The organism is Hydrogenophaga sp. LT287 (assembly GCF_055702805.1).
In genome coordinates, this window is record NZ_JBVPZC010000004.1 from 96,527 (window position 1) to 123,514 (window position 26,988).

Sequence of the window (26,988 nt, forward strand, 5' to 3'; positions counted from 1 at the left end):
GACACACCGCGCCCAGCCCATGAACCCCACGGATTCCAAACACAACGCGCTCGCCCCTTCGCCGCCCAACCGGACGCAAGCCCTGTGCAGCGCCCTGCGCGCCGCCCTGGCCGACGCACACCACCTGGGCGCCCAGCAGCCACTGGAGCCCCTGCCCGACAAAGGCCTGGCGCACGACCATGTGCGCCTGGTGGGCACCGGGCTGCTGGCGCGCATCCCCAAACAAAGCCAGATGGGGCTGGATGCGGCCCACAACCTGACCTACCAGCGCGCCTGTTTCGAGCGCGCCGCCGCCGGCGGCCACACGCCCGCGCTGCACGGCTGGCTGGCGCCCAGCGCCCACCTGCCACGCGGTGCCTTGCTGGTGGAGGAAGTGGTGGGCCGGCCTGCGCGCCTGCCCCACGACCTGCCCGCCATCGCGCGCAGCCTGGCGGCGTTGCACACGCTGGCACTGCCCAGCCCCGCCGCCGGGGCGCCGTTGCTGTGGCCACCCGACCCGCTGCAAGCGCTGTGCGACGAGATTGAAGCCCAGGCCAGCCACCTGCCGGCCGCCCGTGTGGCGCCGGTCGTGGCGCAGGCGGTGGCGCATCAGCTGCAGCAGCTCAAGGCCTTGTGCACCGCAGCGCCCCGCCCACCGCGCAGCCTGATCGCGTTTGACGCGCACCCGGGCAACTTCATCGTGCGTGCCGACGGCCGCGCCATGCTGGTGGACCTGGAGAAATGCCGCTACAGCCACCCCGGGCTCGACCTGGCCCACGCTACGCTCTACACCTCGACCACCTGGGACGTGGACACCCACGCCGTGCTCAGCGTGGACGCCGTGGCCGGCCTCTACCGCGACTGGGCCACTGCCGCCGGGCCGGCTGCCGAAGCGGCCGCCGCCTGGCATGTGCCCTTGCGTAGCGCCATGGCACTGTGGTCGCTCACCTGGTGCGCCAAGTGGCGCGTGCTGGAGGGGGCTGCCGCCCAGCCCGGCGGTGACGGCGAAGACTGGTCGGTCCAGCGCAGCCAGGCCGAGCTGGTGCGCCATGTGCGCGAGCGGGTGGACCACTACCTCAGCCCCGGCGTGGTGGAGCGCTTGCTGCACGAACTGCACGCCTTGAACGAGGCACTGCGCCCATGAAGCTGGCCGTGGTGTTGCCGGTACTGAACGAGGGCGCGGCCCTGCAGCCCCGGCTGCAGGCGCTGGCACCGCTGCGCGCACGCGGGGCCTGGGTGGTGCTGGTGGACGGCGGCAGCACCGACGGCACCTGCGCCACGGCACAGCCGTGGTGCGATGCCGTGCGGGTGGCGCCGCGCGGGCGCGCTGCGCAAATGAACGCCGGGGCTGCGGCAGCGGCGAGGGCCGGGGCCGACGTGTTGCTGTTTCTGCACGCGGACACCCAGTTGCCGCCCGATGCCGATCGGCTGATAGAAACCGCGTTGGCCCGAGGCGCGGCCTGGGGGCGCTTTGACGTGCGCATCGACGGCGTGCACCCCTTGCTGCCCATGGTCGCTGCGTTCATGAACCTGCGCTCGCGCCTCAGTGGCATCGCCACCGGCGACCAGGCCCTGTTTGTGCGCCGCCGCGTGTTTGAAGCGCTCGGCAGCTTTGCGCCCCTGCCGCTCATGGAAGACATTGACCTCAGCGCCCGGCTCAAGCGCTGTTCACCGCCGGCCTGCGTGCCGCAGCGCGTCACCACCGCCGGGCGGCGCTGGGACCAGCACGGCCTGTGGCGCACTATTGCTTTGATGTGGCGCCTGCGCGCCGCTTATGCCGCCGGGGCCGATCCGCACGCCCTGGCCTTGCGCTACGGCTATACGCCGCGCGCCCCGGCTGGCGTGGCCGTGGTGGCCAAGGCACCGGTGCCCGGCCTGGCCAAAACGCGGCTGATGCCGGTGTTGGGTGCCGCCGGTGCCGCCCGCGCGCAGCGCGGTTTTGCCCTGCAAACCCTGGCCACCGTGCGCTCGGCCAGCACGGGGCCGCTCACGCTGTGGTGCGCGCCCGATACCCGGCACCGCTTCTTTCGCGCCCTGCGCCTGCGCCACGGCGTGGTGTGTCAACCGCAGCCCCCGGGCGACCTGGGCCAGCGCATGGCGGCGGCCATGGCCGCGCACTTTGCCGCCCAGCCCCACATGCCCTGGCTGGTGGTGGGCACCGACTGCCCGGCGCTCACCCCCGCCCACCTGCAGCAGGCCGCCGATGCCCTGCAAACACACGACGCCGTGCTGATACCGGCCGAAGACGGCGGTTACGTGCTGCTGGGCCTGCGGCGCCCGCTGGCCGGCGTGTTTGAACGCATCGACTGGAGCACCGAACGGGTGTTGGAGCAAACCCTGGAGCGTCTGCATGAAGCAGGTGCCAGCTGCATGGAGTTGCCCGCCCTGTGGGATGTGGACGAGCCTGCCGACTGGCAGCGCTGGGTCCGGGCGGTATCCAGACATTGACCGTGGTCAACGTCTGCGCCTGTTGGCTGAACCATGGGTTGCCGGCGCGTCTGACTGGGGTATGGTTTTCATATCCCATGAGAGGTTCACGCAACCATGTCCCTGCCACCACCACCGAGCCGCACCGAAACCCCATCAGCACCCGCCGTGCCCTGGCATGCCCGCGAAACCGAGCAGGCGCTGGCTGCGCTGCACGCCTCGCTTGCGGGCCTGAGCAGCCGAGAGGCCGCCGAGCGCCTGCAGCAACACGGCCCCAACCGGCTGGAGATGGTGGAGGGCCCCGGCCTGTGGCGGCGGGTGCTGGCGCAGTTCAACAACCTGCTGATCATGGTGCTGCTGGCTGCGGTGGTCGTCACCGCGCTGATTGGCCACACGCTGGATGCTGGCGTGATCCTGGCGGTGGTGTTGTTCAACGTGCTCATTGGGGTGTTGCAAGAGGGCAAGGCTGAAAAAGCGCTGCAAGCCATACGCCACCTGCTGGCCCCGCATGCCATGGTGTTGCGCGACGGCCGCCTGAAAGACATCGACGCCGCCGACCTGGTGCCCGGCGATGTGGTGCAGGTCGCTTCGGGCGACAGCCTGCCAGCCGACCTGCGCTGGCTGCAGCTCAACAACCTGCGGGTCGATGAGTCGGCCCTGACCGGCGAATCGATGCCGGTGGAAAAGACGCTGGCCTCGGTGGAGCCAGACGCTGCGCTGGGCGACCGCCTGTGCATGGGCTACGCTGGCACCCTGGTGACGCAGGGCCAGGCGCGGGGTGTGGTGGTGGCGACCGCTGGTGCCACCGAAATGGGGCGCATTGGCCACCTGCTGGAGTCGGTGGAGCAGGTGACCACGCCGCTGGTGCGCAACATGGCCCAGCTGGCGCGCTGGATCACGCTCGCCGTGGTGGCCGCTGCTGCCGCGCTGTTTGCCTTTGGCACGCTGGTGCGTGGCATGCCGGCGGCCGAGATGTTCATGACCGCTGTGGGCCTGGCGGTGGCGGCCATCCCCGAAGGTTTGCCGGCCATCATGTCCATCACATTGGCCATTGGCGTGCAGCGCATGGCCGCCCGCCATGCGGTGATCCGCCGCCTGCCCGCGGTTGAAACCCTGGGGTCGGTCACGGTCATCTGTTCCGACAAAACCGGCACGCTGACCCGCAACGAGATGACGGTGCAGCAGGTGGTGCTGGCCGACCGCGTGGTCGACGTGGAGGGCGCCGGCTACGCGCCCGAGGGCAAGCTGTGTTGCCATGGCCATCAGCTGCAACCGGCCGAACTGTTTCGCGAAGCGGCGGCACTGCTGGCCCTGGCCGAGGCCGCAGCGCTGTGCAACGACGCCAGCCTGCACCTGGAGGGCGGCCAGTGGCAGCTGGTGGGCGACCCGACCGAAGGCGCGCTGCTGACCTTGGCCATGAAGGCCGGCCTTGACCCGCAAGAATTGGCCCGCGAGCGCCCACGCACCGGGGGCATTCCGTTCGAATCGGAGCACCGCTACATGGCCACGGCCCATGCCACCGAAACAGACCTGCCGGCGGGCCACGAGCTGCTGCTCAAGGGCGCGCCTGAGCGGGTGCTGGGCATGTGCAGCCACCAGCTGGCCGGCGACGGACGCGCCGCACCCATCGACGAAGTGCATTGGCAGCAGGCGATCGATCAGCAAGCCCGCGCTGGGCGCCGAGTGCTGGCGCTGGCGCGCGGGCATGTGAACACCGCCACGGCGCTGGACAGCCGCAGCGGCGTCGAGGGACTGACGCTGCTGGGTCTGGTGGCCATCATCGACCCGCCGCGCCAGGAGGCCATCGAGGCGGTGGCCCAGTGCCGGGCGGCCGGCATTCGCGTGAAGATGATCACCGGCGACCACGGCGTGACGGCCAGTGCCATTGCCACGCAGCTGGGCATGGGCGAGCACCTGCGCGCAGTGACCGGCCCCGACATCGAGGCTTTGGACGACGTGGCTTTGCAGCAGGTGGTGCAGGACGCCGATGTGTTTGCCCGCGCCAGCCCCGAGCACAAGCTGCGCCTGGTGCAGGCCTTGCAGGCGCGCGGCGAGGTGGTGGCCATGACGGGCGACGGCGTGAATGACGCACCGGCGCTCAAGCAGGCCGACGTGGGCGTGGCCATGGGCCGTAAAGGCACCGAAGCGGCCAAACAGGCCGGTGCCATCGTGCTGGCCGACGACAACTTTGCGTCCATTGCCCACGCGGTGGAAGAGGGCCGCACGGTCTACGACAACCTGCGCAAGACCATCACCTTTCTGCTGCCCATCAACGGTGGCGAGTCCATGTCGCTGCTGGCGGCTGTGCTGCTGGGCCTGGCCTTGCCCATCATGCCGGTGCAAATCTTGTGGGTGAACATGGTCAGCTCGGTGGCGCTGGCCATGGTGCTGGCGTTTGAGCCCACCGAGCCCGATGTGATGAAACGTGCCCCGCGCCCACCCGGCGAGGCCATGCTCAGTCCGTTCGTGATCTGGCGCATCGTGTTGGTGTCCACCCTGTTCACGCTGGGTATTTTCGGCATGTTTCAGTGGTCCTTGTCCACGGACGCCTCGCTGGAAGAAGCGCGCACCATGGCCGTCAACACCCTGGTGGCGATGGAGGTTTTTTACCTGTTCAGCGTGCGCTACCTCAAGGCGCCCTCGTTCACCGGGGCGGGTGTGCAGGGCACACCGTGGGTGCTGCTGGCGGTGGGTGTGGTGGTGCTGCTGCAGGCTTTGTTTACCTATGCGCCTTTCATGCAGAGCTGGTTCAACACCCGGGCGCTTCACCCCGCCGATGTGCTGCTGTGCGCGCTGGCGGGCCTGGCGGTGCTGGTGCTGCTGGAGCTGGAAAAGTGGGTGCTGCGCCAGCGCAACGCGGCGTAGCGCCCGGCGCCTGGCTTGATCGGGCGCCGGGCGCCGGTATAGTCCAGCCCTTTCATCCTTGAATGTGTTCGGCGCCGTGGCCCTTTGGGGCGGCGCCTTTTTTCTTTTGTGTCTTCGTGATCTCCCCCAGCTTCCTGAAAGCGCGCACCGAGCTGCGCGCCATTGCCCTCATCGCCTTGCCTGTCATCACCGCGCAGCTGCTGCAGATGGGTATGGGCGTGGCCGACACGGTGATGGCTGGGCGCATCAGCCCGCTGGCCCTGGCGGCGGTGGCGATGGGCTCGGCCATGTGGTTTTTCACCTTCATCGCTGGCCTGGGCCTGATGCTGGCGCTCACGCCCATCATGGCCCACCACGTGGGGGCCAACCGCCACCACCTGATCGGTGACGAATGGCGACAAGGCCTCTGGCTGGCGCTGGGGCTGTCGCTGGTGCAAATCGCCACACTGTTCGCTCTGGCCCTGCTCATGCCGCACCTGGGCATATCGCCCGAGATCGTGAGCGAGACGCGCCGCTACCTGCTGTGGGTGGGCTGGAGCCTGCCGTTCACCTGCCTCTACTTGGTGCCGCGTTTTCTCAACGAGTCCATGGGCCACACCATGCCCATGCTGTGGACCCAGCTCCTGATGCTGCCGCTCAACGTGCTGGGCAACTACGTGTTCATGTACGGCCATTTCGGCTGGCCCGCCATGGGCGGTGCCGGCGCGGCGCTGTCCACCGGCATCGCCCAGACCCTCGGCTGCCTGGCACTGTTTACCTACACCCTGCGCGCACCGCGCTACGCCGCGCACCGGCTGCGCCAGACCTGGACCCGGCCCGACTGGGCGCACATCGGCCGCATCGTGCGCCTGGGCCTGCCCATTTCCATTGGCATGGCCATGGAGTCCGGCATGTTCACCGCCACCGCGCTGCTCATGGGGCGCTTTGGCGTCGACGCGGTGGCGGGCCACCAGATCGCCATCAACATCGCTTCCATCGCTTTCATGGTTCCACTGGGCATATCCATTGCGCTCACGGTACGGGTGGGCCAGGCGCTGGGCGCGGGCGACCCGCTGGCGGCGCGCTACCGGGGCCGCCTGGGCATTGCGCTGTGCACCGGCTTCATGGCCGTGTCTGCCGGGGTGCTCTGGAGCGCCAATGAATTCCTGGCCGGCCTCTACACGGCGAACGCGCAGGTGGTGGCGGTGGCAGCGCAGTTTCTGGTGTTCGCGGCCGTGTTCCAGCTGGTTGACGGCCTGCAGGTGGGTGCCATGGGGGTGCTGCGCGGCTACAAAGACACCAAAGTGCCGATGTTCGTCACCGTGTTTTGTTACTGGGTGATTGGCATGGGCCTGAGCCTCGGCCTGGGTGTTTTCGGCCCCTTGGGCCCGGTCGGCCTGTGGGTGGGTTTGGTGGGCGGTCTGGCGGTGGCGGCCGTGGTGCTCACCGCGCGCTTCTGGCGGTTGACCCGGGATGTGCCCAAAAGCAAGCCATTGCTGCCCTGAACCCGTCTGCGGTCGCGCGCCGCATGCCCCGTGTCAGGCGTACACCGTCAACCAAACCGCTGCCATCCCCACACGATGCGCATGGCGATGGTGATGCCGCACAGCACTGCAAAGCCGTAGGCGATGTACGGGAACCACTGCGGCCACAGGCACATGGCGGTGAAGGCGAGGATGGTTTCGGTGGCTTCCGTGAGGCCGCCCAAAAAGTAGAAGCTTTTGTCGGGGAACGCCAGCGACTGCAGCTTGCGTTTTTCGGCCACGGCGGCAAACGCCAGAAAGCTGCTGCCGGTGCCGATGAAAGCCGCCAGCAGCACGGCGGCGGGCAGGGCATTCTGGGCCGGCTCGGCGATGGCGAAAGCGAGCGGAATGGATGCGTAAAACAAAAAGTCGAGCGTGATGTCCAGGAACCCGCCTCGGTCGGTGGGTTGGGTGGCGCGGGCCACGGCACCGTCCAGCCCGTCCATGAGGCGCGAAATCAGCAGCAACGCCAGGCCCACCCAGTCATGCTGCAAGGCAATGGCCGTGGCGGCGCCCATGCCCACGGCAAAACCGGCGAGGCTGATCGCGTCTGCCCCCACGCCCAGGCGCACCAGCCCGCGCGCGGCGCGGGTCATGAGCGGCTTCAGCGCCCGTTGGATGGCTTTATCCAGCATGGGTCAGCGCGATCAGTTGATCGGGGTCGGCCACATCGGCAGCGTCGTGCGTGACCAGCACCGCCGGTATCTGCCGAGCGCGGATGTGCTCAAAAACAAAGGCGCGAAACTGGTCGCGCAGCGCGGCGTCGAGCTTGGAAAAAGGTTCGTCCAGCAGCAGGGCCCGCGGCTGGGCCAGCAAGGCGCGCATGAGCGCCACGCGGGCACGCTGCCCGCCCGACAAGGTAGCCGGGTCGCGTTCGCCATAGCCCTGTAGGCCTGCCTCAGCCAGCGCCTGCTGCACCTGGGCCAGGCGCTGCGCGCGCGGGCCGGGTGGCACGGCAAACAGCAGGTTTTCTGCCACTGTGAGGTGGGCAAACAGCAGCGGGTCCTGAAACAGCAGGCCCACGCCGCGTTGTGCGGTGGGGCGCTGGCTGATGTCTTCGCCGTTGAGCCGCACACTGGCTTGTGCGCGCAGCGCCTGCGTGCCTTCGGCCACGCTGTCCAGCGTGCCGGCAATGGCCGCCAGCACCGAGCTTTTGCCGCTGCCGCTGGGGCCCATGAGCGTGAGGACATGGCCGGGCCGCACGGTAAAGCGCAGGTCTTTCAACAGCACGCGCTGCGCGCTGCCCAGCTGTGTGATATGGACCTGTAGCGTCATGAACGGGTGACTTTAAAACGGCGGGGCGCGCCCAGCCAGGCGGCCAGGCCAAACGCCAGAACGGGCAATACAAATTGCAGCCCCGCGTAAGCGCTGGTGAGCGAGCGCTGCGCGCCGGCCGCCAGGGTGACGGCTTCGGTGGTGACGCTGCTGAAACGCCCGGCCCCGATGTAGAGCGTGGGCAGGTACTGGGCCACGCTCACGGCAAAGCCCACGGCGGCGCTGGCCGCCAGTGCGCGGCGCAGCAGCGGCCACTTGATGCGCCACAAAAAATGCCAGGGGCCGTGGCCCAGGCTGGCGTTGAGCTGGGCGTAGCGCACATCAAAACCCAGGTAGGCCGGGCTGAGCGCCAGCAACACATACGGCAGCACCATGGCGGTGTGCGCCAGCAACAGTCCGAGCCACTGGCCTTCCAGCCGCCACTGCAGCGCCAGGCTGTACAGGCCCACCACCCACAGCACGGCGGGCAGCACCAGCGGCAGGTAGAGCACAGGGCGCAGGGCGGTGTCCCAGTGGCGCGGGGCCAGTTCCAGCCAGGCCACGCTCCAGGCCAGCGCCAGCGCGGTAGACGCCAGCGCCAGCCCGAGCGTGGTGCCCACGGTGTCGCGGCTGTCCCACACGCGTGCCCAGGCCTGCCAGGTGACGGCTTCGGGCCACACCTGCGGGAACGGCCACACGCCGGCAACGCTGCCCACGGCCAGGGCCAGCAGCACGGCGCCGTAAAGCCCAGCCAGCAGCAGGTAGCTGGCGGGCAAAGCGCCTGATGGGTCTTTGTGGGTGGCTTGTGAGCCAGTACCGCGCCGGCCGTTCAGCCGCTGGCCGCTGCGCAGGTGCAAGCTCTGCAGGGCCCGCCACACCAGCGCCGCCGCCAACAGGGCCAGCGCCAGGGCGCCACCCGCGGCGGCACCTTGCGCGTTCACGGCCAGGTCGGCGTCTTGCAACCACTGCCAGGCCAGCACAGCCAGCGTGGGCGGCGAGGCTGGGCCGATCACCAGCGCCATATCCACCACCGTGAGGCCATAGGCCAGCACCGCCAGCAGTGGCCACCACAGGCGCGCGCTCAGCTGTGGCCACACCACGCGCCAAAACGCGCGCTGCGGGCTGTAGCCCAGCGTCTGGGCCAGCGCGTGTTCGTTGCGCCAGCGCTGGCGCACGTCGTCGCGCTGCAGCTGGGTGGCGGCGGTCCAGAGCAAAAATGGAACTTCTTTGGCGGTGAGCGCCGCGATCAGACCCAGCCCCCACGGGTCTTGCGTGGTCGGCCAGGGAGGGGGAAATTCAAAACCCGTGAGCCAGGGCGACAGCGCCCGCAGCACCCAGCCGCTGGGCGCCAGCAAAAACACCAGACCAATGGCCAACGCGGCGTGGGGCGTGGCCAGCATCACCGGCAAACCGCGCAGCAGCCGCCCCAGCGACTGGCGCACAAAGCCCTGCGCCAGCAACGCGGCCGCCAGCCACCATGCCAGCGCGGTGGAGGCCAGGCCGGTCCAGAGCGTCAGCGTCAGCGCGTGCAGCCAGTGGGGGTCTTGCCACAGCGCTTGCCAGGCAGCGGCGTCAAACAAACTGGCCAGCGCCAGCGCAGCCACGGCCAGCAACGGCCCGCCTGCGATCAGCAGCAGGGCGGTTGCCCAAAACAAGCGAGGTGGCGTCACAGGTACCTTTTGGCCCACTCCTTCTCCACCGGCTCCACCCAGGCCGCGTGCGGCTCAGGTAGCGTGGGGGCGGGCTTGGCCACCTGGCCCGGCAGCGGCTGGCTGGGGAACAAGGCCCGTTCGGCGGGGGGGAGTTTGGCCAGGTCAAGCACGGTGGGGTCGCCCCAGTGGCTGATGTCGGCCTTGCGCGCCTGAGCCTTGGCCGAAAGCAGGAAGTTGGCCACCACCTGGGCACCGGCGGCGGCTTTGGCGTTGTACGGAATGGCCACAAAGTGGGTGTTGCCAATGGTGCCTTTGGCGAACTGCCAGCTGACCACCGAGGCCGGCAGGCGCTTGGCCGCGATCTCGTTGGCCGGTTCGTTGGGGTTGAAGGTGAGCGCCAGCAGCAGTTCGCCGTCGGCCATCATCTGGCGCACGGCAGCCGGGTTTTGCGGAAACTGCTTGCCGCCGCGCCACAGGTGCGGGTGCAGTGCGTCCAGAAACTGCCACAGCGGCGCGGTGACCTGGGCGAAGTCGGCCGCCACAGGCGGTTTGGCCAACACGCGGACGTCGGCCACATGTTCCAGCAGCGCCTGCTTCACAAACGTGGTGCCGGTGAAGTCGGGCAGGCGCGGGTAGCTGATGCGCCCGGGCTGGCGCCGTGCCAGGGCCAGCAGCTCGGCCATGCTTTGCGGCGGCTGGGGCAGGCGCTTGCTGTCGGCAAACAGGGTGAACTGCGCCATGCCCCAGGGCGACTCTTGCCCGTCGGTGGGCACCGAAAAGTCGTTCAAGGTGGTGGGCTTGCCCACCGTGTCCACGTATTTGAAGTTGGGCAGCGCCTCGGCCCATGGGGCGAGCAGCAGGCTGTCGCGCTTCATGGCGGCAAAGTTCTCACCGTTGATCCACACCAGGTCCACAGTGCCGCCACCGGCCTGGCGGCCAGCGGCTTTTTCGGCCCGTACGCGCTTGACCACGTCGGCGGTGTCGGTGATCTTCACGTGCTCCAGCTGGATCCCGTAAGCGGCTTTCACCTCAGCCGCCACCCATTGCAGGTAGGCGTTGGTGGTTTCGCTACCGGCCCAGGCATTGAAGTACACGGTTTGCCCCCGGGCGGCTTTTTCCAGGGTGGACCAGGCGGGGGTGGGGGATTGCGCCCAGGCGGGTGTCAAGGCCGCACCCGTGGCGCTGCCAGCGATCGTGAGCATTTCGCGGCGGGACAGGCTGAAGGTTGTCAAAGTGAGGTCTCCGAAAAAGGGTTGGCTGAGCTTAATTCATGGGCCGATGGGGCTCATGGGCTGGGTTTTTGGGGCTGGACTGTGGGCGGCAGGCTGTGCACGCCTGTGACCAGCGCGTCCGCGACGGCGGCACTCAGCCAGGCAGAAAAGTCAAAGGCGGTGGTTGAATCGGCCACAGCGAAGGCGGCGTCCAGCGCCTGGGTCAGGTCGGCACCTTTCAGCAGCGTCTGCAACAGGGCCGATGCGCTGGGGTGAATGCCTTGCAGGCGCGGACGGTGGCCCTGGCGCCACACGAGTGCGTGTTCGCCCTGGCCGTCGCGCAGGCGCTGGGCGGCCTCGTCCAGCCGGGGCGTTGCGTGCAGATGCGCCCCGATCAGGCTGGCCACCGGGAAGGCGCTGCACACCACGGTGGTGCCGGGCGCCAGGATGAGCGTCAGGCCTTCGGGCGCTTCATGTGCGAGGCGCGAGAAGCTGGCGGGGTCGGGTGCAATATCGGCGGCGCCAGCGGCTGCGTGCAGCGCCCATTCGGTGCTCGCCACATCGCTCAGGTACGGCACATCGGCCAGTTGCGCGTTGTGCTGCAAAAAGCCGGGCAGGGCGTTGCCCCACTGGGCCAGATCGCCCCGCTGCGGCGGATGCTGGTGCCACAGATCGCGCGCCAGCAGCGCGAAGTTGTCAGCACCGATCAGTGCCGCCACCACGGGGTAGGCGCTGAGCAAAGCCCGCTCGGCCATGGCATGGCCGTTGGCCTGGTACACGGCCAGGCCGCGTGTCGTCTGGATTTGGCGCGTGTCGAGAAAGTCGGGTAGGTGCGCGGCCGCTTCGCGGGCCTGGGCACTGCCGGGCCTGGCCAGCAGCGCTTGCAGCAGCGCCTGCTGCTGAGTGCCCAATGCGTGCAGCGCCTGCGCGCTCATGCGGTGACCGCCTGCAAAGCAGCAGCGTCCAGGCAGCGCTGGGCCGTGGTGCGGGCGCGCTCGGCTTCGTCCAGCAGCACCTGAAGCGCGGGCAGGTCGATGTCCCACTCGATCAGCGTGGGCACGGCACCCAAGCGGCGAACGGCGTGCTGGTAGAGCGACCACACGGCCTCATGGACGCGGCTGCCGTGGTCGTCAATGACGATGTCGCCGCAGTGCACATGGCCCGCCAGGTGCATTTCGGCCACATGGTGGGGTTGCACCGCGTCGAGCCAGCGCCTGCAGTCGCCCAAGGGGTCTGTGGTCTCGCCGCGCAGTTGCGCGTTGAGCGCGTTCACATACACGTTGTTCACATCCACCAGCAGCTGGCAGCCCGTGCGCTGCGCGAGCGCATTCAGAAAGCCGGGTTCATCCATGTCGGCTTCTCGCCATCGCACATAGGCCGACAGGTTTTCCACCGCGATGGTGCGCTGCAAGCGGTCTTGCACCTGGTTCACGTTGGCACACAGGGCGTTGAGCGCCGCGTGGCTCATGGGCACGGGCAGCAGGTCGGCCGCGTGCTGGCCAGGGCCGCGCGCGAAGCTGGCGTGGTCGCTCACGCGCACCGGATCAATGGCTTTCGCCAGACGCGCCAGCTGGTCGAGGTGCCAGGGGTCGATGCCCGCAGCAGAGCCCAGCGACAGGCCCACGCCGTGCAGACTGACGGGGTAGTGCTCGCGGCCTTCGCGCAACACCGCGAGCGCAGCACCGCCGGGCGCGAAGAAGTTTTCGGAATGGACTTCAATGAAGTCCAGGGCGGGCTGCTGTTCCAGCAAGGCCGCGTAATGGGTGTGCCGCCAACCGATGCCCACCTGAGGCGCTGCGGCTGAAGTCCGATGAGCGGGTGCGGTCATGGTGGCGGGCTTTTTTTGATTCGAAGAGCGAAGGCGGTTCAGGACTTCATGGCCTTCTTGGCTTCGTCTGCCGACAGACCGCCCAGCGTCTTGCAGGTGCCAGCCGCCACGTACTTCCACTCGCCTTTGTCGTTGTCCACTTTGGACTGGCCGGCGCAGGAATGCGTGCCGGCGAGGTTGCCGCAGTCGTTTTGCCCGGCCTTGGCGACGCCGTAGCACTTCTCTTTGGCGGTTGTTTGCGCCAAAGCTGGCGAAGACAGCAGGGCCAGCGACATCAGCGAAGCGGCGGCAGAGGTGATCAGGGTGCGTTGGTTCATTTCAGTGACTCCATGGAGGGGTTGAAACCACTGGCCTGCGGCGCAGCGCCTGGTGGTTGGGAGTGAGTCTGTCGGGGCGGGCGGTTCTTACAGACCGGCATGCAAAAAAATGCTCGGTCTTTCAAAGAACGTCGGCAATGCGGTCCCAGGCCTCAACGGGTATGCGCCCTTGGTACGCTTCGACCAACTGGCCTCGTTTGTCGATCAGGCGGGCGCTGGGCAACTGGAGTGGCCGACCCATGGTGTCACTGAAGTCGCTGCCGCCGGCCCACACAGAGGCAAACCGCTGAGGCGCTGGGGTGGTCTGGGCCACCAGGCGCTCGTAGTCCAGCCAGTCCTGTCGCTGGGCGTCCATGTTCACACCCATCAAGGTGAACGGTTGGCTGCGCCAGCCCAACAGGTTTGCGCGCAGCTCTTTCATTTTGTCGCGGCACACCGGGCAACCCGTGGCCCAGTAAAACACCAGCACCACGCGGCCTTGAAATGCCGCCAACTGCAGCGGTTGCCCCTCGGCCGTGGTGCCTTGCAGGGCTGGCAGGGCGGTGCCAGCTGGTGCCGTGAACTGTGCCGCCGCGGGCCCGGCAGCGCACAGCAAAGCGATCGACATGAACTGTCGGCGCTGGAGGCCTCCAAGAGCGGTATGCGGGTGCGTCATCGGGTATCTCCTTCAAGGACTAATACTTTTTGTCGCAGAGATCTTCGATTTCTTACACTCGCATCCGATTCCAAATCGTCCACATGCACAAAGATCAACCCGCCGAATTCGAGCATCAACTGGTCGCCCTGCGCAGTTACCTCATGCGCTTTGCGCGCCTGCAACTGCGCAACGAGGCCTGGGCGGAAGACGCCGTTTCCGAGACCTTGCTGGCTGCCCTGGCCAAGCCCTTGGCGTTCGAGGCGCGCTCGCAGCTCAAGACCTGGCTGGTGGGCATCCTCAAACACAAAATCATCGACTCCATGCGCCAGCGGCAGCGCGAGGTGGTGCTGGACAGTGGCTCAGACGATGACAGCACCGACCCGCTGGAGCACATGGCTTTCAAGCGCGACGGCCACTTTGCCGAAAAACCCGCCGACTGGGGCAACCCGGAGCAAGACCTGAACAGCCGCCAGTTTTTTGTCATTCTGGAAGCGTGCACCGACAAGTTGCCGGCGGTGCAAGGCCGGCTGTTTCTCATGCGCGAGTGGCTGGAGCTGTCCAGCGAAGAAATCTGTAAGGAACTCGGTTTGACGCCGACCAACTTGTACGTTCAGTTGCACCGCGCCCGTCTGCGCTTGCGTGAATGTCTGGAACTCAACTGGTTTGCCGCACGATGAACGCCTGGCTCAGAAAACTCCCCCTGATGCGCTCCTGCAAGGAGGTGACGGCGCTGGTCATTGCCCGCGAAGACCGGGCGTTGCCTGTGGCCGAACAATTGGCTTTGCGTATGCACATGGCCATGTGCAAGGCCTGCCCCACCTTTGAGCGTCAGGTGCTCAGCATGCGCAACGCCATGAAAAACTGGCGCCACTACACAGACGACGAGCGCTGACGCCCGGTGCGTCTGTTCGCTCAGCTCAGCAGCGCCTGGGCAAATTCGCGGGCGTCAAAGGTCTCCAGGTCTTCCAGCTTTTCACCCACGCCGATGAAGTAGACCGGCACCGGTTTTTCGCGCGCAATCGCACACAACACGCCGCCCTTGGCCGTGCCGTCGAGCTTGGTGATCACCAGGCCGGTGAGTTGCAGCGCATCGTCAAACGCCTTCACCTGCATCAGCGCGTTTTGCCCGGTGTTGCCGTCGATCACCAGCAACACCTCGTGGGGCGCCGTGGCGTCGGCCTTTTGCACCACCCGCTTGATCTTGCGCAGCTCTTCCATCAAATGCAGCTGGGTGGGTAGGCGCCCGGCGGTGTCCACCAGCACCACGTCGCGTCCGCGGGCGCGGCCGGCGGTCACGGCGTCAAAGCTCACCGCAGCGGGGTCGCCGCCTTCCTGCGTGATGATGTCGACCGTGTTGCGGTCGGCCCACACGGCCAATTGCTCGCGGGCAGCGGCGCGAAAGGTGTCGGCCGCAGCCAGCAGCACGGTGGCGCCCTCGTTGGCCAGGTGGCGCGTGAGCTTGCCAATGGAAGTGGTTTTGCCCGCGCCGTTCACGCCCGCCACCATGATCACCGTGGGCTTGAACTCGCCAATCACCAGCGGCTTTTGCAGTGGCTTGAGCAGGTCGGTGATCGCGTCGGCCAGCAGTCCTTTCACGGCCGCGGGGTCGGTCGTCTTTTGTTCTTTGACGCGTTTTTTCAGATCGGCCAGCAGGTGCTCAGTGGCTTTCACACCGGTGTCCGCCATCAGCAGTGCGGTTTCCAGGTCTTCGTACAGCGCGTCGTCAATCTGCGTGCCGGTGAACACCGTGGCAATGCTGGCGCCGGTCTTGCGCAAACCGGCCTTGAGCTTGTCGAGCCAGCCCTTGCGCGGTTCGGGTGCGGCGGCAGCCACCACGGGCGGCACACCCGCCACAGGGGTCGGCGCGGCCATGGGCGCAGGCGGGGCCACAGGCAGGGGTGCAGCCGCCGGCGCCACGGCCGGTACCGTCGCAGGTGGAGCAGCGGGCTCAGCAACGGGTGGCTGTGCTGGGGCGGGCGCTGGAGGGGGGGTAGGGGTTTTTTTTCGGAAGAACGAGAACATTTTTCAATCTCTAGAATCCATTGCATTCTATGAAACGCACCATGCACCTGCTTGACACGCGCTTCAACGCGCTGTTTTTGACCCTGGCGCTCAGCGCATCCGGCGCTTGGGCGCAGGCGCCAGCGAACCTTCCAACCCCTGCGGCCACAGCGTCGCAACCCACAGCCGAGCCACTGGCCCACACCTTTATGCTGGCCAACGGCATGACGTTGATCGTGCGGCCCGACCGCCGCGCGCCCACCGTGGCCCACATGCTGTGGGTGCGCGTGGGTTCCATCGACGAGGTCGACGGCACGTCCGGCGTGGCCCATGCGCTGGAGCACATGCTGTTCAAAGGCACGCCCACGCTCAAGCCGGGTGAATTTTCCCGCCGCATGGCCGCACTCGGCGCGCGCGAAAACGCCTTCACCAGCCGCGATGCCACCGCCTACCACCAGCAGGTGCCGGCAGCCAAGCTGGAAGAGGTGATGCGGCTGGAAGCCGATCGTTTTGCCAACAACCAGTGGGCCGACGACGAGTTCAAACGCGAGCTCGAAGTCATCAAGGAAGAGCGCCGCCAGCGCACCGAAGATTCACCGCGTGCCCGCATGTTTGAAGCGCTCAACGCGGCGGTGTTCCAGGCCAGCCCATACCGGCGGCCCATCATTGGCTGGATGAGCGACCTCGACGCGATGACGCCCGACGACGTGCGCGCTTTTTACCAGCGCTGGTACACCCCGGCCAACGCCGCGGTGGTGATCGCGGGCGATGTGGACGTGGCCCAGGTGCGCGCGCTGGCCGAAAAGCATTACGGTGCCTTGGCCGCCCGCGCGGTGCCCCCACGCAAACCGCGCGTCGAGCCCGACCAAACCGGCCCGCGCCGCCTGGAATACCGCGCGGCGGCCGAGCAGGCCATGGTGGCGCTGGCCTTCAAAGTACCGCAGTGGACCGGCGGAGAAGACCCCGCCAGCCAGGACGCGCTGGCGCTGACCGTGCTCTCGGCCGTGCTCGACGGTTACAGCGGTGCCCGGCTGGAGCGGGCGCTGGTGCAAGGCCAGGGCATGGGTGGCAAGCGCGTGGCCGACAGCGCCGGCGCCTCTTACGGCCTGTATGGCCGTGGCCCGCAGCTGTTTTTGCTCAGCGCTGTGCCGGCCCGCGGCGTGTCGGCCGACGCCGCTTCGGCTGCGCTCAAAACCGAAGTGGCGCGCATCGCCCGTGAAGGCATCAGCGCGGCCGAGTTGCAGCGCGTCAAAACCCAATGGACCGCCGGTGAAATCTACAAACTGGACTCGGTTTTCAACCAGGCCCGTGAGCTGGGTAACTACTGGATCAACGGCATGGACGTGAACACCGGCGACCGCCTCATGGCGGCGTTGCGCCAGGTCACGGCGGCGCAGGTGCAGTCGGTGGCGCAACGCTATTTTTCCGACGAACAGCTCACGACCGCCGTGCTGGTGCCCGACCCCAGCCGGCGCACCGCCGCCGGCAGCAGCCCTGCCAAGCCCCGGCCTGTGCTGGGCCGGCATTGATCGGCTCGCTGATGTTTGCGAAACCCACCATGATCAAAAACACGCTTCACATCGCCCGCCCCGGTGTCTGGCTGGCCGGCTTGCTGGCGCTGGGCGCCCTGTTGCCCGCGCAGGCCGCCATTCCCATCGAACACTGGACGCACACCAGCGGTGCCCGCGTGTACCTCGTGGCCAGCCCGACCATTCCCATGCTGGACGTGCAGCTTGACTTTGACGGCGGCAGCCGCCGCGACCCTGCCGCTCAGGCCGGTCTGGCCAGTGCCACCGCCGGTTTGCTCTCAGCCGGTGTGGCGGCACAGGGCAGCCAGCCTGCTCTGGACGAAAACCAGCTCAGCGAAGCCTGGGTCGATCTGGGTGCGCAGTTTGGCGCGCAGGCGGGGAGCGACCGTTTCAGCCTGTCGCTGCGCACCCTCACCGAGCCCGATTTGCTGGAACGCGCTGTGGCCCTGGCCGCCCGCCAGCTCGCCGCCCCCGCCTGGCCCGAGCGGGTGTGGCAGCGCGACCGTGAGCGCACGCTGGCCGCGCTGAAAGAAGCCGACACCCGACCCGCCACCCAGGCCGGCCGGGCCTTTGCCCGCGCCGTGTACGGCAACCATCCCTACGGGTTTGAGCCCGTGGCAGCCACACTCAACGCCATTTCCGTGGCCGACATGCGCGCCTTTTACCGCCGCCACGTGGCCGCCTGCCGCGCCCAGGTGACGCTGGTGGGCGCCATCGACCGCGCCCAGGCCGACCGCATCGTGGGCCAGTTGGTGGGCGCTGTGGTGCCCCACGGCTGTGAGGCCTTGCCCGCCGTGCCCCAGGTGCAGCCGCTGGCGCAAGCGGTGAACGAGCAGCGGCCATTCGAAGCGGCCCAGGCACAGGTGCTGATGGGTCAACCCGGCGTGGCCCGCAACGACCCCGACTTTTTCCCCCTGTTTGTGGGCAATTACATTTTGGGCGGTGGCGGCTTTGTGTCGCGCCTCACCACCGAGGTGCGCGAAAAACGCGGCCTGAGCTACAGCGTTTACAGCTACTTCTCGCCTGGCCTGCACGCCGGTGCGTTTCAGGTGGGTCTGACCACCCGGCCCGACCAGGCCGCACAGGCTGTGACCGTGGCGCGCGACGTGGTGCGCCAGTTCGTTGAACAAGGTCCGACCGACACCGAGCTGCAAGCCGCCAAAGACTTCCTCATCAACGGCTTTGCGCTGCGCATCGACAGCAACCGCAAACTGCTGGACAACGTGGCCAACATCGCCTGGAACGGCCTGCCGCTGGACTATCTCGACACCTGGACCGGGCAGGTTCAGCAGGTGAGCGTGGCCGACATTCGCCGTGCGTTCAGCCGCGTGCTGCAGCCCGATCGGATGGTGACCGTGGTGGTGGGCGCAAAGCCTTGAGCGTTAAGCTACGGGCATGAAAAAACCAGCACCAGCACCTGCAGCGCACAAGCGCCCAGCCAGCGCACCCAATGAGGTGCGAATCATCGGTGGCCAATGGAAGCGCACCATTCTCCCGGTGCCCAACCATCCCGGTCTTCGGCCCACGCCTGCGCGCGTGCGCGAAACCTTGTTCAACTGGCTCGGGCAGGATCTGAAGGGCCTGCGCTGCCTCGACGCCTTTGCAGGCACGGGTGCCCTCGGCTTTGAAGCCGCCTCGCGTGGGGCCGCCGAAGTGGTGCTGGTCGAGCAGGATGGCGCCTTGTTGAGCGCCTTGAGCCGCACCAAGGCCAAGCTCAGCGCCGACACGGTGCGCGTGGAGCGTGGTGACGGCTTGGCGGCTCTGCGCCAGCGCGGCGGCCTGCGGCTGGACGTGGTGTTTCTGGACCCGCCGTTTGCCGATGGGCAAAACGACGCCCTGGTACTTTCGGCGCTGGCTGCTGCCCGTGCCGCTGTGGGCGAAACGGGTTTGATCTACCTGGAAGCGCCCCGCGTCTGGAGCGCTGATGAGCTGGCCCAGACCGGGCTGCAGGTCCATCGCCAGGGCAAAGCCGGCCAAGTCGCCTTTCACCTGCTGCGGCTATTGCCCGCCCAATAAGTCGGGCCACAGCACCCGTCCCGCATAATTCAGGGCATGAGTTTCGATCTGTCCCAGTCATCCGGTAGCCCCCGCATCGCTATCTACAGCGGTACTTTTGACCCGTTGACGCTCGGCCATGAAGACGTGGCCCGACGTGCTTCCCTGCTGTTTGACGAGGTGATCATTGCGGTGGCCATGGCGCACCACAAAAAAACGCGCTTCACCCTGGCCGAGCGGCTGGACATGACAGCTGAGGCCGCATCGCGGATGCCCGGGCGGGTGCGGGTGCTGCCGTTTGACGGTCTGATCATGGACTTTTGCCGACAGCAAAACGCCACGGCGGTGGTGCGCGGCATACGCAACCTCACAGACTTTGACTACGAAGCCCAGATGGCGGCAATGAACCGCAAGCTCAACCCGACCGTAGAAACGGTGTTTTTGTTGCCGCAGGCCGAGCTGCAATGCATTTCCAGCACCCTGGTCCGCGAGATTTCCTACCTGAGCGGCGACGTGTCGCAGATGGTGAACGCTGCGGTGGCACAGCGGCTGTTGCCCAAAAAGCTGGAGGCTTGACATGGCGCTGATGATCACCGACGAATGCATCAACTGCGATGTGTGCGAGCCAGAATGCCCGAACGAGGCAATCTACATGGGTGAGGAAATTTACGAGATTGACCCGGCCAAATGCACCGAGTGTGTGGGCCACTTTGACGAGCCGCAGTGTGTTCAGGTGTGCCCGGTCGCCTGTATTCCCCTTCACCCGGACCACATCGAGACCCGGGAAACGCTGTGGCAAAAATACCAGCGGCTGCAAAAGGCCGGTCAGCCCTTGTCCGCCACCGACGTGTCCACCAGCGGCACAGCACCGGCATCAGGCGTCTGAACCACGGGCGCGTCGGCCTTGGGTGGCCGGGGTGGCTTGGGGCGTGGTGGTTTGCTGGTGTGAATCAGCGCCGTCGCCTTGTCCATTTCGCCAGCTATCAGGTTGGGCAAGGCCTTGAGGCTGCGGTCCAGCGCTTGTGCAATGGCAATGCGGTCATCGGGTGAGGGTTTTTTCAGCACCCAGTTGGCCACCTCATTCTTGTTGCCCGGGTGACCAATGCCCACGCGCAGCCGCCAGTAGTCGGCGCTCCCGAGCTGGGCATGAATGTCGCGCAGTCCATTGTGTCCCGCGTGTCCGCCACCTTTTTTCAGCTTCACTTCGCCGGGCGGCAAATCCAGCTCGTCGTGCACCACCAGCACCTCCTCGGGTGCAATCTTGAAAAACCGAGCCACCGAAGCGACCGACTTGCCCGACAGGTTCATAAACGTCTGCGGCTCCACCAGCCACACGCTGTGGCCGCTTACGTTGGCCCGTGCCACCAGCCCAAAGTGGCTGCGTTCCATCTGCAGCGGTACCTTGAGCAGGCGTGCGGCTTCGTCCACCCACCAAAAGCCGGCGTTGTGGCGGGTGTGTTCGTATTCTGGACCGGGGTTTCCCAGTCCGGCAATCAGTCGGATCATGCGCAAATTATCGGTGACGCTACAAAGAGAAACGGCCCGCAGAGCGGGCCGTTTCGGGCAGAGAGAAAAGGTCCGGAAGGACTTATTTCTTCTTCTTGCCTTTCTTGTCGTCCACCACAACCACAGGGGCTGCGATCACTTCGGTCACAGGCTCAACCACGGTGGCCACGGTCAGGTTCTTGCGGCCGTGCATGACGAGCTTGACGTTCTTGTCCAGCTTGATGTCGCCGGTGTGCACGGTGGAGCCCTTGACGACAGCACCCAGGTCAATCGTGATGTGCTCGGGCAACTGGGTGGCCAGGCACTCGATTTCGATTTCGGTCATCACGTGGTTGATCACGCACTTGTCTTCTTTCACGGCAGGCGAGTTTTCGCCATTGATGAAGTGCAGCGGCACCTTTTTGTGCAGGCGGGTCTTGTCGTCCACGCGCTGGAAGTCCACGTGCAGGACTTGCGGCTTGTAGGGGTGGTATTGCACGTCGCGCAACAGCACTTTTTGCACCGAACCCGCAATTTCCATGTCCAGGATGGAGGCGTGGAACGTTTCCTTTTTCAGGGCGTGCCAGAGGGCGTTGTGATCGAGTTCGATCAGCGACGCGGCGGCTTCGCCACCAAAAACGATACCGGGCGCACGACCGGTGTTGCGGAGACGGCGGCTCGCACCCGTACCCTGCTTGGCGCGCTCAAAAGCGACAAATTGCATAACATTCTCCATTTGAGGGGTCCCGCGACCAGAACGCCTCTGTTTCAAAAGGGCGATCCCCACCATGGGAACAGCCCGCTTCTTGCTGCTGACCGGGTCTTAAAAAAGATTGTCCTGGTCGGCAAACAAACTCATGACCGACTCGCCTGAAGCAATGCGCGCAATGGTTTCAGCCATCAGCGGTGCCACGGAGAGTTGGCGAATCTTGGCGCAGGCCTGTGCAGCCTGCGACAAAGGAATGGTGTTGGTCACAACGACCTCGTCGAGTGCATTGCCCTTGGCAATGCGCTCAATGGCCGGGCCCGAGAAAATAGGGTGCGTGCAATAAGCGTAAACGCTCTTGGCGCCACGCTCTTTCAGCACCTCAGCGGCTTTCACCAGCGTACCTGCGGTGTCGATCATGTCGTCCATGATCACGCAGTTGCGGCCGTCAATGTCGCCAATCACGTGCATCACTTCCGACACGTTGGCTTTGGGTCGGCGCTTGTCGATGATGGCCATGTCGCAATTGAGCTGCTTGGCCAGCGCGCGTGCGCGCACCACGCCGCCCACGTCTGGTGAAACCACCAGCAGGTCGGAATAGTTCTTGGCCCGCAGGTCACCCAGCAACACCGGCGAGGCGTAAATGTTGTCCACCGGAATGTCAAAGAAACCCTGGATCTGGTCGGCGTGCAGGTCCATGGTCAGCACGCGGTCCACACCCACGGCCTGCAGCATGTTGGCCACCACTTTGGCGGTGATGGGCACACGGCTCGAACGCGGCCGGCGGTCTTGGCGGGCGTAGCCAAAATAGGGGATCACGGCCGAAATGCGTGAGGCAGAAGCGCGCTTGAGGGCGTCGACCATGATGATGAGTTCCATAAGGTTCTCATTGGTCGGAGCGCAGGTCGACTGGATGACGAACACCTCGCGGGTGCGCACGTTTTGGGTGATTTCCACCGTGACTTCACCATCGGAGAAGCGACCCACGTTGGCGGCGCCAAGCTGCGTACCCAGGTGTTGTGCAATTTCAGCGGCCAATACCGGGTTGGCATTGCCGGTGAAGATCATGAAATCCGGGGGCTGAACTTGCATGGTGTTCCCAGCTGTTTCTACGACGGCCCCACAGGATCGCCGATAAAAAATGGCCACCGCAGGATGGCCGTTTTGTTACGTGGTGTGGATCAAATGAAATGGCAGGGGAGGAAGGACTCGAACCCTCGCATGCTGGAATCAAAATCCAGTGCCTTTACCAACTTGGCGACTCCCCTACGCTGGTTGTTTGCTTGGCACAAGTGCCACCCAAACAACCCAAAACTGTCGCAGGTTACGCATCAACTGCCTGGGTTTTGCGTAAACCAGGATTCTACCCGGAACACCACTCAAGCAATGGATGTGCATCCATATTTTTGCAATCTTTCACCAACCAGTTGCCAGGGGCATCTGACAGATCGAGAGACTGTCGTATTTGCGCAAACACCGCGGTGCCCGACCCGCTCATACGTCCTTGCAACCCATGGCTCTGGAGCCAGTTGATGCAGCGCCCTACATCAGGACACAACGCTTGTGCGACGGGCTGCAGGTCGTTGTGCCCAATATCCAGAATGTTCTGGATGCTGTGCTTTAACGGCTCACTTGCATCGTTTGCAGCAAAGCCTTGGATTATAGCAGGCTTTGTGTCGCGCTTCAAAAGCGGGGAGCTGAAAATGGATTGTGTGGAAGCGCCTCCTGGTGGTTTGACCACCACAAACCGGGCATCTTCGAGCGACAGCGGTGTCAGTTGCTCGCCCACGCCTTCTACCCAGGCGTTGCGCCCACCAATGAAGAAGGGCACGTCGGCGCCCAGCTGCAGACCCAGCGCCGCAAGCTGTGCACGGTTGAGGCCAAGTCCCCACAGCCGGTTGAGCGCCAACAGGCAAGTGGCGGCATCAGAGGACCCACCGCCCATGCCGGCTTCGGCGGGCAGGCGTTTTTCGAGCCCCACGTGAACGCCCAGCGTGCAGCCGGTGGCTTGTTGCAGCAGGCGTGCTGCGCGCACCACCAGGTCTTCGGCTGGCAGGTGTGCGGCGGTGAGGTCTTCTCGGCTGATCGCCCCGTCGTGGCGCAGCTCAAAGTGCAGGGTGTCGCACCAGTCGATCAGCATGAACACCGATTGCAGCAGGTGGTACCCGTCTGCACGCCGACCGGTGATGTGCAAAAACAGGTTGAGTTTGGCGGGCGCGGGGACATCAAAAAGCCGCTTCAGCGGCGCGCGCGACGTGAAATGGGTCATGGCTGGAAAACGATGCGCAGCTCGGCCGCGGGCAGCGGAGTTGCGCGCCGCGCGGTGATGCGGCCTTCAGGCTGGCGGGCGAGGTCGGCCTGCCAGCCTTGGGCGTCTTCGCTGGGCTTGCCTTGCAGCCAGCCAAACAGAGCGGCCACCGGCAGGCTGGTGCCGCTCAGCTCCGTGGTCAACAGCTCAAGGCTGCTTCGGGTGGTGACTTGTTGCCCCTGCCGCAACTCGGCGCCCTGCGGGGACCACAAGACGGTGGCGAGGGTGTTGCCCAATGGCGATGTCAGTTGCAGCTCACCGGTGTGCGGCGAGCCGCGCAAGTCAAAGCCAGCGGAAAACGACTGCGGTGGATCGCTGTCGACCCGCACCGAAAGGCGGCCGTTCCAGGCGGTCTCGCCCGGCAGCGCTGCGCGTGGTGGTGTGGCGCAGGCAGAGAGCAGCAGCACGCACATCAGCGCCAGCAGTTGACACCGGACGTGGGCCAGCCAGCGGCCAAGCTGACCCGAGTTTTTCGACTTTCCCGCAAGACTCATGGAGAAACCCGAAGCCGTTTCAGGGTGGCCTGCAGTGTTTCGTTGTCGCTGGAGAGCAGCAGGCCCTCGCGCCAGATCTTCAAGGCTTCTTCGCGTCGGCCCATGGTCCAGAGCACTTCACCCAGGTGGGCTGCAATTTCGGCATCGGGGCGCTTGCCGTAAGCGGCCTGCAAAATTGCCAGCGCACGCGGGAAGTTGCCCAAGCGGAATTCAACCCAGCCCAGGCTGTCTTGGATATAGGCATCGGTGGGTGCCAGTTCCACCGCTTTTTCAATCAGTTGCTTGGCTTCGGGCAGGCGCTCGTCGCGGTCGGCCAGCGAATAGCCCAGTGCGTTGTAGGCGTGCTGGTAATCGGGTTTCGCTGCGATGAGTTGGCGCAAAAGCCGCTCCATGGCCTCCGGCTGGCCCGCCTTTTCGGCCATCATGGCCTGGTCATACAGCAGTTCGGTGTCTTCGGGAAAGCGCCGGCTGGCCTCTGCATACACTTCATAGGCTTGCTGCCAGGCCTTGAGGTCTCGCAGCAGCTGGGCTTCTGCCACCAGCTTCAGGCGGGCGTCTTCCGGGCGGCGCTCTGGGTGGTTGCGCAGCAAGGCGCGGGCCTGTGCCAGCTGCCCTTGACGGGCCAGCAGCGAGGCGCGGCGCATTTGCGCCGCCATGATGTCGTCTGCGTTTTCAATCCGGTCTAGCCAGGCGTTGGCCGCTGCAAAGTCATTTTGCTTTTCAGCAATCTGCGCCATTTGCAGGTAAGCCTGTGTGAGGCCGCGGGCCGAGCGCTCGTCGCCTGCTTGGCGAGCCAGCGCCATGTAGTTTTGCAGCGACGCGGTGGCTGCGGGCAGTGCGTTGTCTTGCACCTGCAGCGTCGCCAGCAGCAACCATGGCTCGGCCAGGGTGGGCTGGCTGGCGGTGATGGCGTCGAGCTGGCTGCGCGCATCGGCGTAGCGCTGCAGGTCGAGCAAAATCCGCGCGTAGGTGAGCGCCACGGGTGGCGTACCCGACGGCGTTTGCGGGCTGACTTGCAGGTGCCTGCGCACCAGTGCCTCGGCATCGGGCTGGCCGCGCTCAAGCAGCTCCAGCGCCAGCAGAGCGGGGAAGGGCGATGCGGGGTCGGCCTGGTGGCCCTGGCGTGCCGAGACGAGGGACTGGGGCAACTGGCCTGCCGCCAATTCCATGCGGCCCAACGTGGTCCAGGCGGCAGCTGCATTGTCGGGTTGCTTGAGCGAGCCGCTCAGTGCTTCGCGCACCACCGCCAGGGCTTGGGCCTTGTCGGTCGCGCGGGCGAACGTTTGGGGAATGGCGTTCAGGGTGTCGTTGCGCTCGGCGGGTGTGCTGCGGTCCAAAATCGCGCGCAACACCGGACCGGCTTCGCCCACGCGGTTGAGTGCCAGCAGGATTTGCAGCACAAACCGATGGGCCTCGGGGCTCTGCGGCAGGTCTTGCGACCAGGCGCGTGCAGCGGTCAGCGCGGCTTCGCCCGACCGTGCTTGCAGCGCCACATCCACGGCACGCCGGTAAAGCCGCTCGTCGCGCTGCTTGCGCGCAGCGTCCAGGATCAGCGAGTAGCCGGTACCCGGCTCGCCGGCCTGAACATTCAGCTCTCCCAGCAGCAGCTGGTAAAAAAGCGGGGCATTCAGCGCCGAGTTGATCACCGGGGTCGTGGTCGCCGTCGCCGTGGCTGGCGGGGCAGCTGGCGCCGTCTGGGCTGTCGCGCTCAGCGAGCCACCCAGCAGCAAAGCCGCCAGTAGCGCGAACCGCTTGCGAGCTTGATAAGGGCGGCGCCGCGCCCCTTTTGCACGACTCAAAGCCGGATGGACGCTGCGGTGCAAGGTGTTCATTGACTCATGATAATAGAAGGCTTTCGGGGAGCCTGCGGGTCTGATCCAAAGACCGTGCAGGCGTTCCTGATCACTTTCTGAAAAGCCTTTGTCATGCCCGAACTCCCGGAAGTAGAGGTGACGCGCCGCAGCTTTGCTGACCGCATTGCCGGTGCACACATTGTGAATGTGCAGATGGGCAAGCCCCTGCGGTGGGCGCTGGGTTGCGAAGCGGCAAGCTTGGTGGGGCGTAGCGTGTTGCGCGTGACGCGGCGTGGCAAATACCTGCTGGTGCAGTTGGACGCGGGTGTGTTGCTGCTGCATCTGGGCATGTCGGGCAGCCTGCAGTTTGCGCCCGTCCTGCCACCGCGCGGGGTGCATGACCATTTTGAGCTGGTTACCAGCCGAGGCTTTTTGCGCCTGCACGACCCGCGCCGGTTTGGTGCCGTGGTGTTCGCCGCTTCGCTGGACGATCCGCGCGCTGTGAAGCTGTTGGGGCGCTTGGGCGTGGAGCCGCTGGAGGCGGGATTTGATCCGCTGTCGTTTCACCGTGCGTTGCAACTGCGTCGTGCCAGCATCAAGCAAGTGCTGCTGGCGGGCGATATCGTGGTGGGGGTCGGCAATATTTATGCGTCGGAAGCGCTGTTCATGGCGGGCATACGCCCCACCGTGCGGGCCGACCGCCTGAGCAAGCCGAGGGCAGCGCGGCTGCACGCGGCCATTGTGGCGGTGTTGCAGCGCGCCGTGGCGCTGGGTGGCAGCACCCTGCGCGACTTTTCAAGCGCTGAAGGGCAGAGCGGCTACTTCCAGCTGGACGCCATGGTGTACGGGCGCGATGGTTTGCCTTGCCGGGTGTGCGACACGCCCATCAAAAGCATCCGCCAAGGGCAGCGGTCCACGTTTTTTTGTCCTCACTGCCAGAAGCCGTAAGCCGCTCGTCCCGAGAGCTGGGGGTTCTGGCTGCCGGGCCCTATGCGCCACGGGCCC

27 protein-coding genes and 1 tRNA gene are annotated in these 26,988 nt (G+C 66.2%); 12 read left to right on the plus strand and 16 right to left on the minus strand.

Annotated features, from left to right (window positions below):
* The first annotated feature begins 19 nt into the window (after positions 1 to 19).
* The 4 genes from AC0GNR_RS05370 to AC0GNR_RS05385 all read left to right on the plus strand — a co-directional run bounded on the left by AC0GNR_RS05370 (position 20) and on the right by AC0GNR_RS05385 (position 6,755).
* The gene (locus AC0GNR_RS05370) at positions 20 to 1,123 is read left to right on the plus strand and encodes a phosphotransferase family protein (RefSeq protein ID WP_472899974.1); all 1,104 of its coding nucleotides are present in this window, start codon (positions 20 to 22) and stop codon (positions 1,121 to 1,123) included.
* Positions 1,120 to 2,427, plus strand: a complete 1,308-nt coding sequence (locus AC0GNR_RS05375; protein ID WP_472899975.1) for a TIGR04283 family arsenosugar biosynthesis glycosyltransferase — start codon at positions 1,120 to 1,122, stop codon at positions 2,425 to 2,427. The genes AC0GNR_RS05370 and AC0GNR_RS05375 overlap by 4 nt, the downstream gene beginning before the upstream one ends.
* Before the next feature lie 96 nt (positions 2,428 to 2,523).
* The gene (locus AC0GNR_RS05380) at positions 2,524 to 5,271 is read left to right on the plus strand and encodes an HAD-IC family P-type ATPase (protein WP_472899976.1); all 2,748 of its coding nucleotides are present in this window, start codon (positions 2,524 to 2,526) and stop codon (positions 5,269 to 5,271) included.
* A 116-nt stretch (positions 5,272 to 5,387) separates the two neighbouring features.
* Positions 5,388 to 6,755 (plus strand): MATE family efflux transporter, encoded by a 1,368-nt coding sequence (locus AC0GNR_RS05385; protein ID WP_472899977.1) that lies wholly within the window; start codon positions 5,388 to 5,390, stop codon positions 6,753 to 6,755.
* 47 nt (positions 6,756 to 6,802) lie between these two features.
* Here AC0GNR_RS05385 and AC0GNR_RS05390 read toward each other — a convergent pair whose 3' ends face one another.
* The 8 genes from AC0GNR_RS05390 to AC0GNR_RS05425 form a co-directional block, all read right to left on the minus strand.
* Positions 6,803 to 7,408: a CDP-alcohol phosphatidyltransferase family protein gene (locus tag AC0GNR_RS05390; protein WP_472899978.1), complete on the minus strand. Its 606-nt coding sequence runs from the start codon at positions 7,406 to 7,408 to the stop codon at positions 6,803 to 6,805.
* Complete coding sequence (locus AC0GNR_RS05395; RefSeq protein WP_472899979.1) at positions 7,398 to 8,048, minus strand: ATP-binding cassette domain-containing protein; 651 nt, start codon at positions 8,046 to 8,048, stop codon at positions 7,398 to 7,400. Before AC0GNR_RS05395 ends, AC0GNR_RS05390 begins: the two co-directional genes overlap by 11 nt.
* Positions 8,045 to 9,697 carry an ABC transporter permease gene (locus AC0GNR_RS05400; RefSeq protein ID WP_472899980.1) on the minus strand — a complete coding sequence of 551 codons (1,653 nt, stop codon included), beginning with the start codon at positions 9,695 to 9,697 and terminating at the stop codon, positions 8,045 to 8,047. Before AC0GNR_RS05400 ends, AC0GNR_RS05395 begins: the two co-directional genes overlap by 4 nt.
* Positions 9,694 to 10,911, minus strand: coding sequence for an ABC transporter substrate-binding protein (locus AC0GNR_RS05405; RefSeq protein WP_472899981.1), 1,218 nt, complete (start codon positions 10,909 to 10,911; stop codon positions 9,694 to 9,696). The genes AC0GNR_RS05400 and AC0GNR_RS05405 overlap by 4 nt, the downstream gene beginning before the upstream one ends.
* Positions 10,912 to 10,964: 53 nt before the next feature.
* The gene (locus AC0GNR_RS05410) at positions 10,965 to 11,825 is read right to left on the minus strand and encodes an HvfC/BufC family peptide modification chaperone (RefSeq protein ID WP_472899982.1); all 861 of its coding nucleotides are present in this window, start codon (positions 11,823 to 11,825) and stop codon (positions 10,965 to 10,967) included.
* Positions 11,822 to 12,718, minus strand: coding sequence for an MNIO family bufferin maturase (gene bufB, locus AC0GNR_RS05415; RefSeq protein WP_472899983.1), 897 nt, complete (start codon positions 12,716 to 12,718; stop codon positions 11,822 to 11,824). Before bufB ends, AC0GNR_RS05410 begins: the two co-directional genes overlap by 4 nt.
* A 38-nt stretch (positions 12,719 to 12,756) precedes the next feature.
* Positions 12,757 to 13,035 carry a BufA1 family periplasmic bufferin-type metallophore gene (locus AC0GNR_RS05420; protein ID WP_472899984.1) on the minus strand — a complete coding sequence of 93 codons (279 nt, stop codon included), beginning with the start codon at positions 13,033 to 13,035 and terminating at the stop codon, positions 12,757 to 12,759.
* 121 nt (positions 13,036 to 13,156) lie between these two features.
* Positions 13,157 to 13,642 (minus strand): TlpA family protein disulfide reductase, encoded by a 486-nt coding sequence (locus AC0GNR_RS05425; protein ID WP_472899985.1) that lies wholly within the window; start codon positions 13,640 to 13,642, stop codon positions 13,157 to 13,159.
* A 131-nt stretch (positions 13,643 to 13,773) separates the two neighbouring features.
* On the opposite strand from AC0GNR_RS05425, the gene AC0GNR_RS05430 reads away from it, so the two are divergent.
* Both AC0GNR_RS05430 and AC0GNR_RS05435 read left to right on the plus strand, forming a co-directional pair.
* Positions 13,774 to 14,349 carry a sigma-70 family RNA polymerase sigma factor gene (locus AC0GNR_RS05430; RefSeq protein WP_472899986.1) on the plus strand — a complete coding sequence of 192 codons (576 nt, stop codon included), beginning with the start codon at positions 13,774 to 13,776 and terminating at the stop codon, positions 14,347 to 14,349.
* A gap of 26 nt (positions 14,350 to 14,375) precedes the next feature.
* A complete protein-coding gene (locus AC0GNR_RS05435) occupies positions 14,376 to 14,564 on the plus strand; it encodes a zf-HC2 domain-containing protein (RefSeq protein ID WP_472899987.1) in 189 nt (62 codons plus the stop codon).
* A 20-nt stretch (positions 14,565 to 14,584) separates the two neighbouring features.
* On the opposite strand, the gene ftsY is transcribed toward AC0GNR_RS05435, so the two are convergent.
* Positions 14,585 to 15,694, minus strand: coding sequence for a signal recognition particle-docking protein FtsY (gene ftsY / locus AC0GNR_RS05440; protein WP_472899988.1), 1,110 nt, complete (start codon positions 15,692 to 15,694; stop codon positions 14,585 to 14,587).
* 29 nt (positions 15,695 to 15,723) lie between these two features.
* Between ftsY and AC0GNR_RS05445 the strand changes: the two genes are divergently transcribed.
* The 5 genes from AC0GNR_RS05445 to AC0GNR_RS05465 are packed head-to-tail and all read left to right on the plus strand — an operon-like array spanning position 15,724 to position 20,083.
* Positions 15,724 to 17,202, plus strand: a complete 1,479-nt coding sequence (locus AC0GNR_RS05445; protein ID WP_472899989.1) for a M16 family metallopeptidase — start codon at positions 15,724 to 15,726, stop codon at positions 17,200 to 17,202.
* 29 nt (positions 17,203 to 17,231) lie between these two features.
* Positions 17,232 to 18,581 carry a M16 family metallopeptidase gene (locus AC0GNR_RS05450; protein ID WP_472899990.1) on the plus strand — a complete coding sequence of 450 codons (1,350 nt, stop codon included), beginning with the start codon at positions 17,232 to 17,234 and terminating at the stop codon, positions 18,579 to 18,581.
* A gap of 16 nt (positions 18,582 to 18,597) precedes the next feature.
* Positions 18,598 to 19,218: a 16S rRNA (guanine(966)-N(2))-methyltransferase RsmD gene (gene rsmD, locus AC0GNR_RS05455; protein WP_472899991.1), complete on the plus strand. Its 621-nt coding sequence runs from the start codon at positions 18,598 to 18,600 to the stop codon at positions 19,216 to 19,218.
* 36 nt (positions 19,219 to 19,254) lie between these two features.
* Positions 19,255 to 19,773, plus strand: a complete 519-nt coding sequence (coaD, locus tag AC0GNR_RS05460) for a pantetheine-phosphate adenylyltransferase (protein WP_472899992.1) — start codon at positions 19,255 to 19,257, stop codon at positions 19,771 to 19,773.
* A 1-nt stretch (position 19,774) separates the two neighbouring features.
* Positions 19,775 to 20,083 (plus strand): YfhL family 4Fe-4S dicluster ferredoxin, encoded by a 309-nt coding sequence (locus AC0GNR_RS05465; RefSeq protein WP_472899993.1) that lies wholly within the window; start codon positions 19,775 to 19,777, stop codon positions 20,081 to 20,083.
* On the opposite strand, the gene pth is transcribed toward AC0GNR_RS05465, so the two are convergent.
* The 7 genes from pth to AC0GNR_RS05500 form a co-directional block, all read right to left on the minus strand.
* Positions 20,023 to 20,703 carry an aminoacyl-tRNA hydrolase gene (gene pth / locus AC0GNR_RS05470; RefSeq protein WP_472899994.1) on the minus strand — a complete coding sequence of 227 codons (681 nt, stop codon included), beginning with the start codon at positions 20,701 to 20,703 and terminating at the stop codon, positions 20,023 to 20,025. The genes AC0GNR_RS05465 and pth overlap by 61 nt on opposite strands.
* A gap of 82 nt (positions 20,704 to 20,785) precedes the next feature.
* On the minus strand, positions 20,786 to 21,406 hold the full coding sequence (locus tag AC0GNR_RS05475) for a 50S ribosomal protein L25/general stress protein Ctc (RefSeq protein ID WP_472899995.1): 621 nt from the start codon (positions 21,404 to 21,406) through the stop codon (positions 20,786 to 20,788).
* Positions 21,407 to 21,505: 99 nt separating this feature from the next.
* Positions 21,506 to 22,480: a ribose-phosphate pyrophosphokinase gene (locus tag AC0GNR_RS05480; protein WP_439112730.1), complete on the minus strand. Its 975-nt coding sequence runs from the start codon at positions 22,478 to 22,480 to the stop codon at positions 21,506 to 21,508.
* Between the two features lie 99 nt (positions 22,481 to 22,579).
* Positions 22,580 to 22,656 (minus strand) — tRNA-Gln (locus tag AC0GNR_RS05485).
* A gap of 95 nt (positions 22,657 to 22,751) precedes the next feature.
* Positions 22,752 to 23,630: a 4-(cytidine 5'-diphospho)-2-C-methyl-D-erythritol kinase gene (gene ispE / locus AC0GNR_RS05490; protein WP_472900053.1), complete on the minus strand. Its 879-nt coding sequence runs from the start codon at positions 23,628 to 23,630 to the stop codon at positions 22,752 to 22,754.
* 23 nt (positions 23,631 to 23,653) lie between these two features.
* Positions 23,654 to 24,190, minus strand: coding sequence for a lipoprotein insertase outer membrane protein LolB (locus tag AC0GNR_RS05495; protein ID WP_472899996.1), 537 nt, complete (start codon positions 24,188 to 24,190; stop codon positions 23,654 to 23,656).
* Complete coding sequence (locus AC0GNR_RS05500) at positions 24,187 to 26,022, minus strand: tetratricopeptide repeat protein (RefSeq protein WP_472899997.1); 1,836 nt, start codon at positions 26,020 to 26,022, stop codon at positions 24,187 to 24,189. The genes AC0GNR_RS05495 and AC0GNR_RS05500 overlap by 4 nt, the downstream gene beginning before the upstream one ends.
* Before the next feature lie 93 nt (positions 26,023 to 26,115).
* On the opposite strand from AC0GNR_RS05500, the gene mutM reads away from it, so the two are divergent.
* Positions 26,116 to 26,931: a bifunctional DNA-formamidopyrimidine glycosylase/DNA-(apurinic or apyrimidinic site) lyase gene (gene mutM, locus AC0GNR_RS05505; RefSeq protein WP_472899998.1), complete on the plus strand. Its 816-nt coding sequence runs from the start codon at positions 26,116 to 26,118 to the stop codon at positions 26,929 to 26,931.
* Positions 26,932 to 26,988 lie beyond the last annotated feature (57 nt).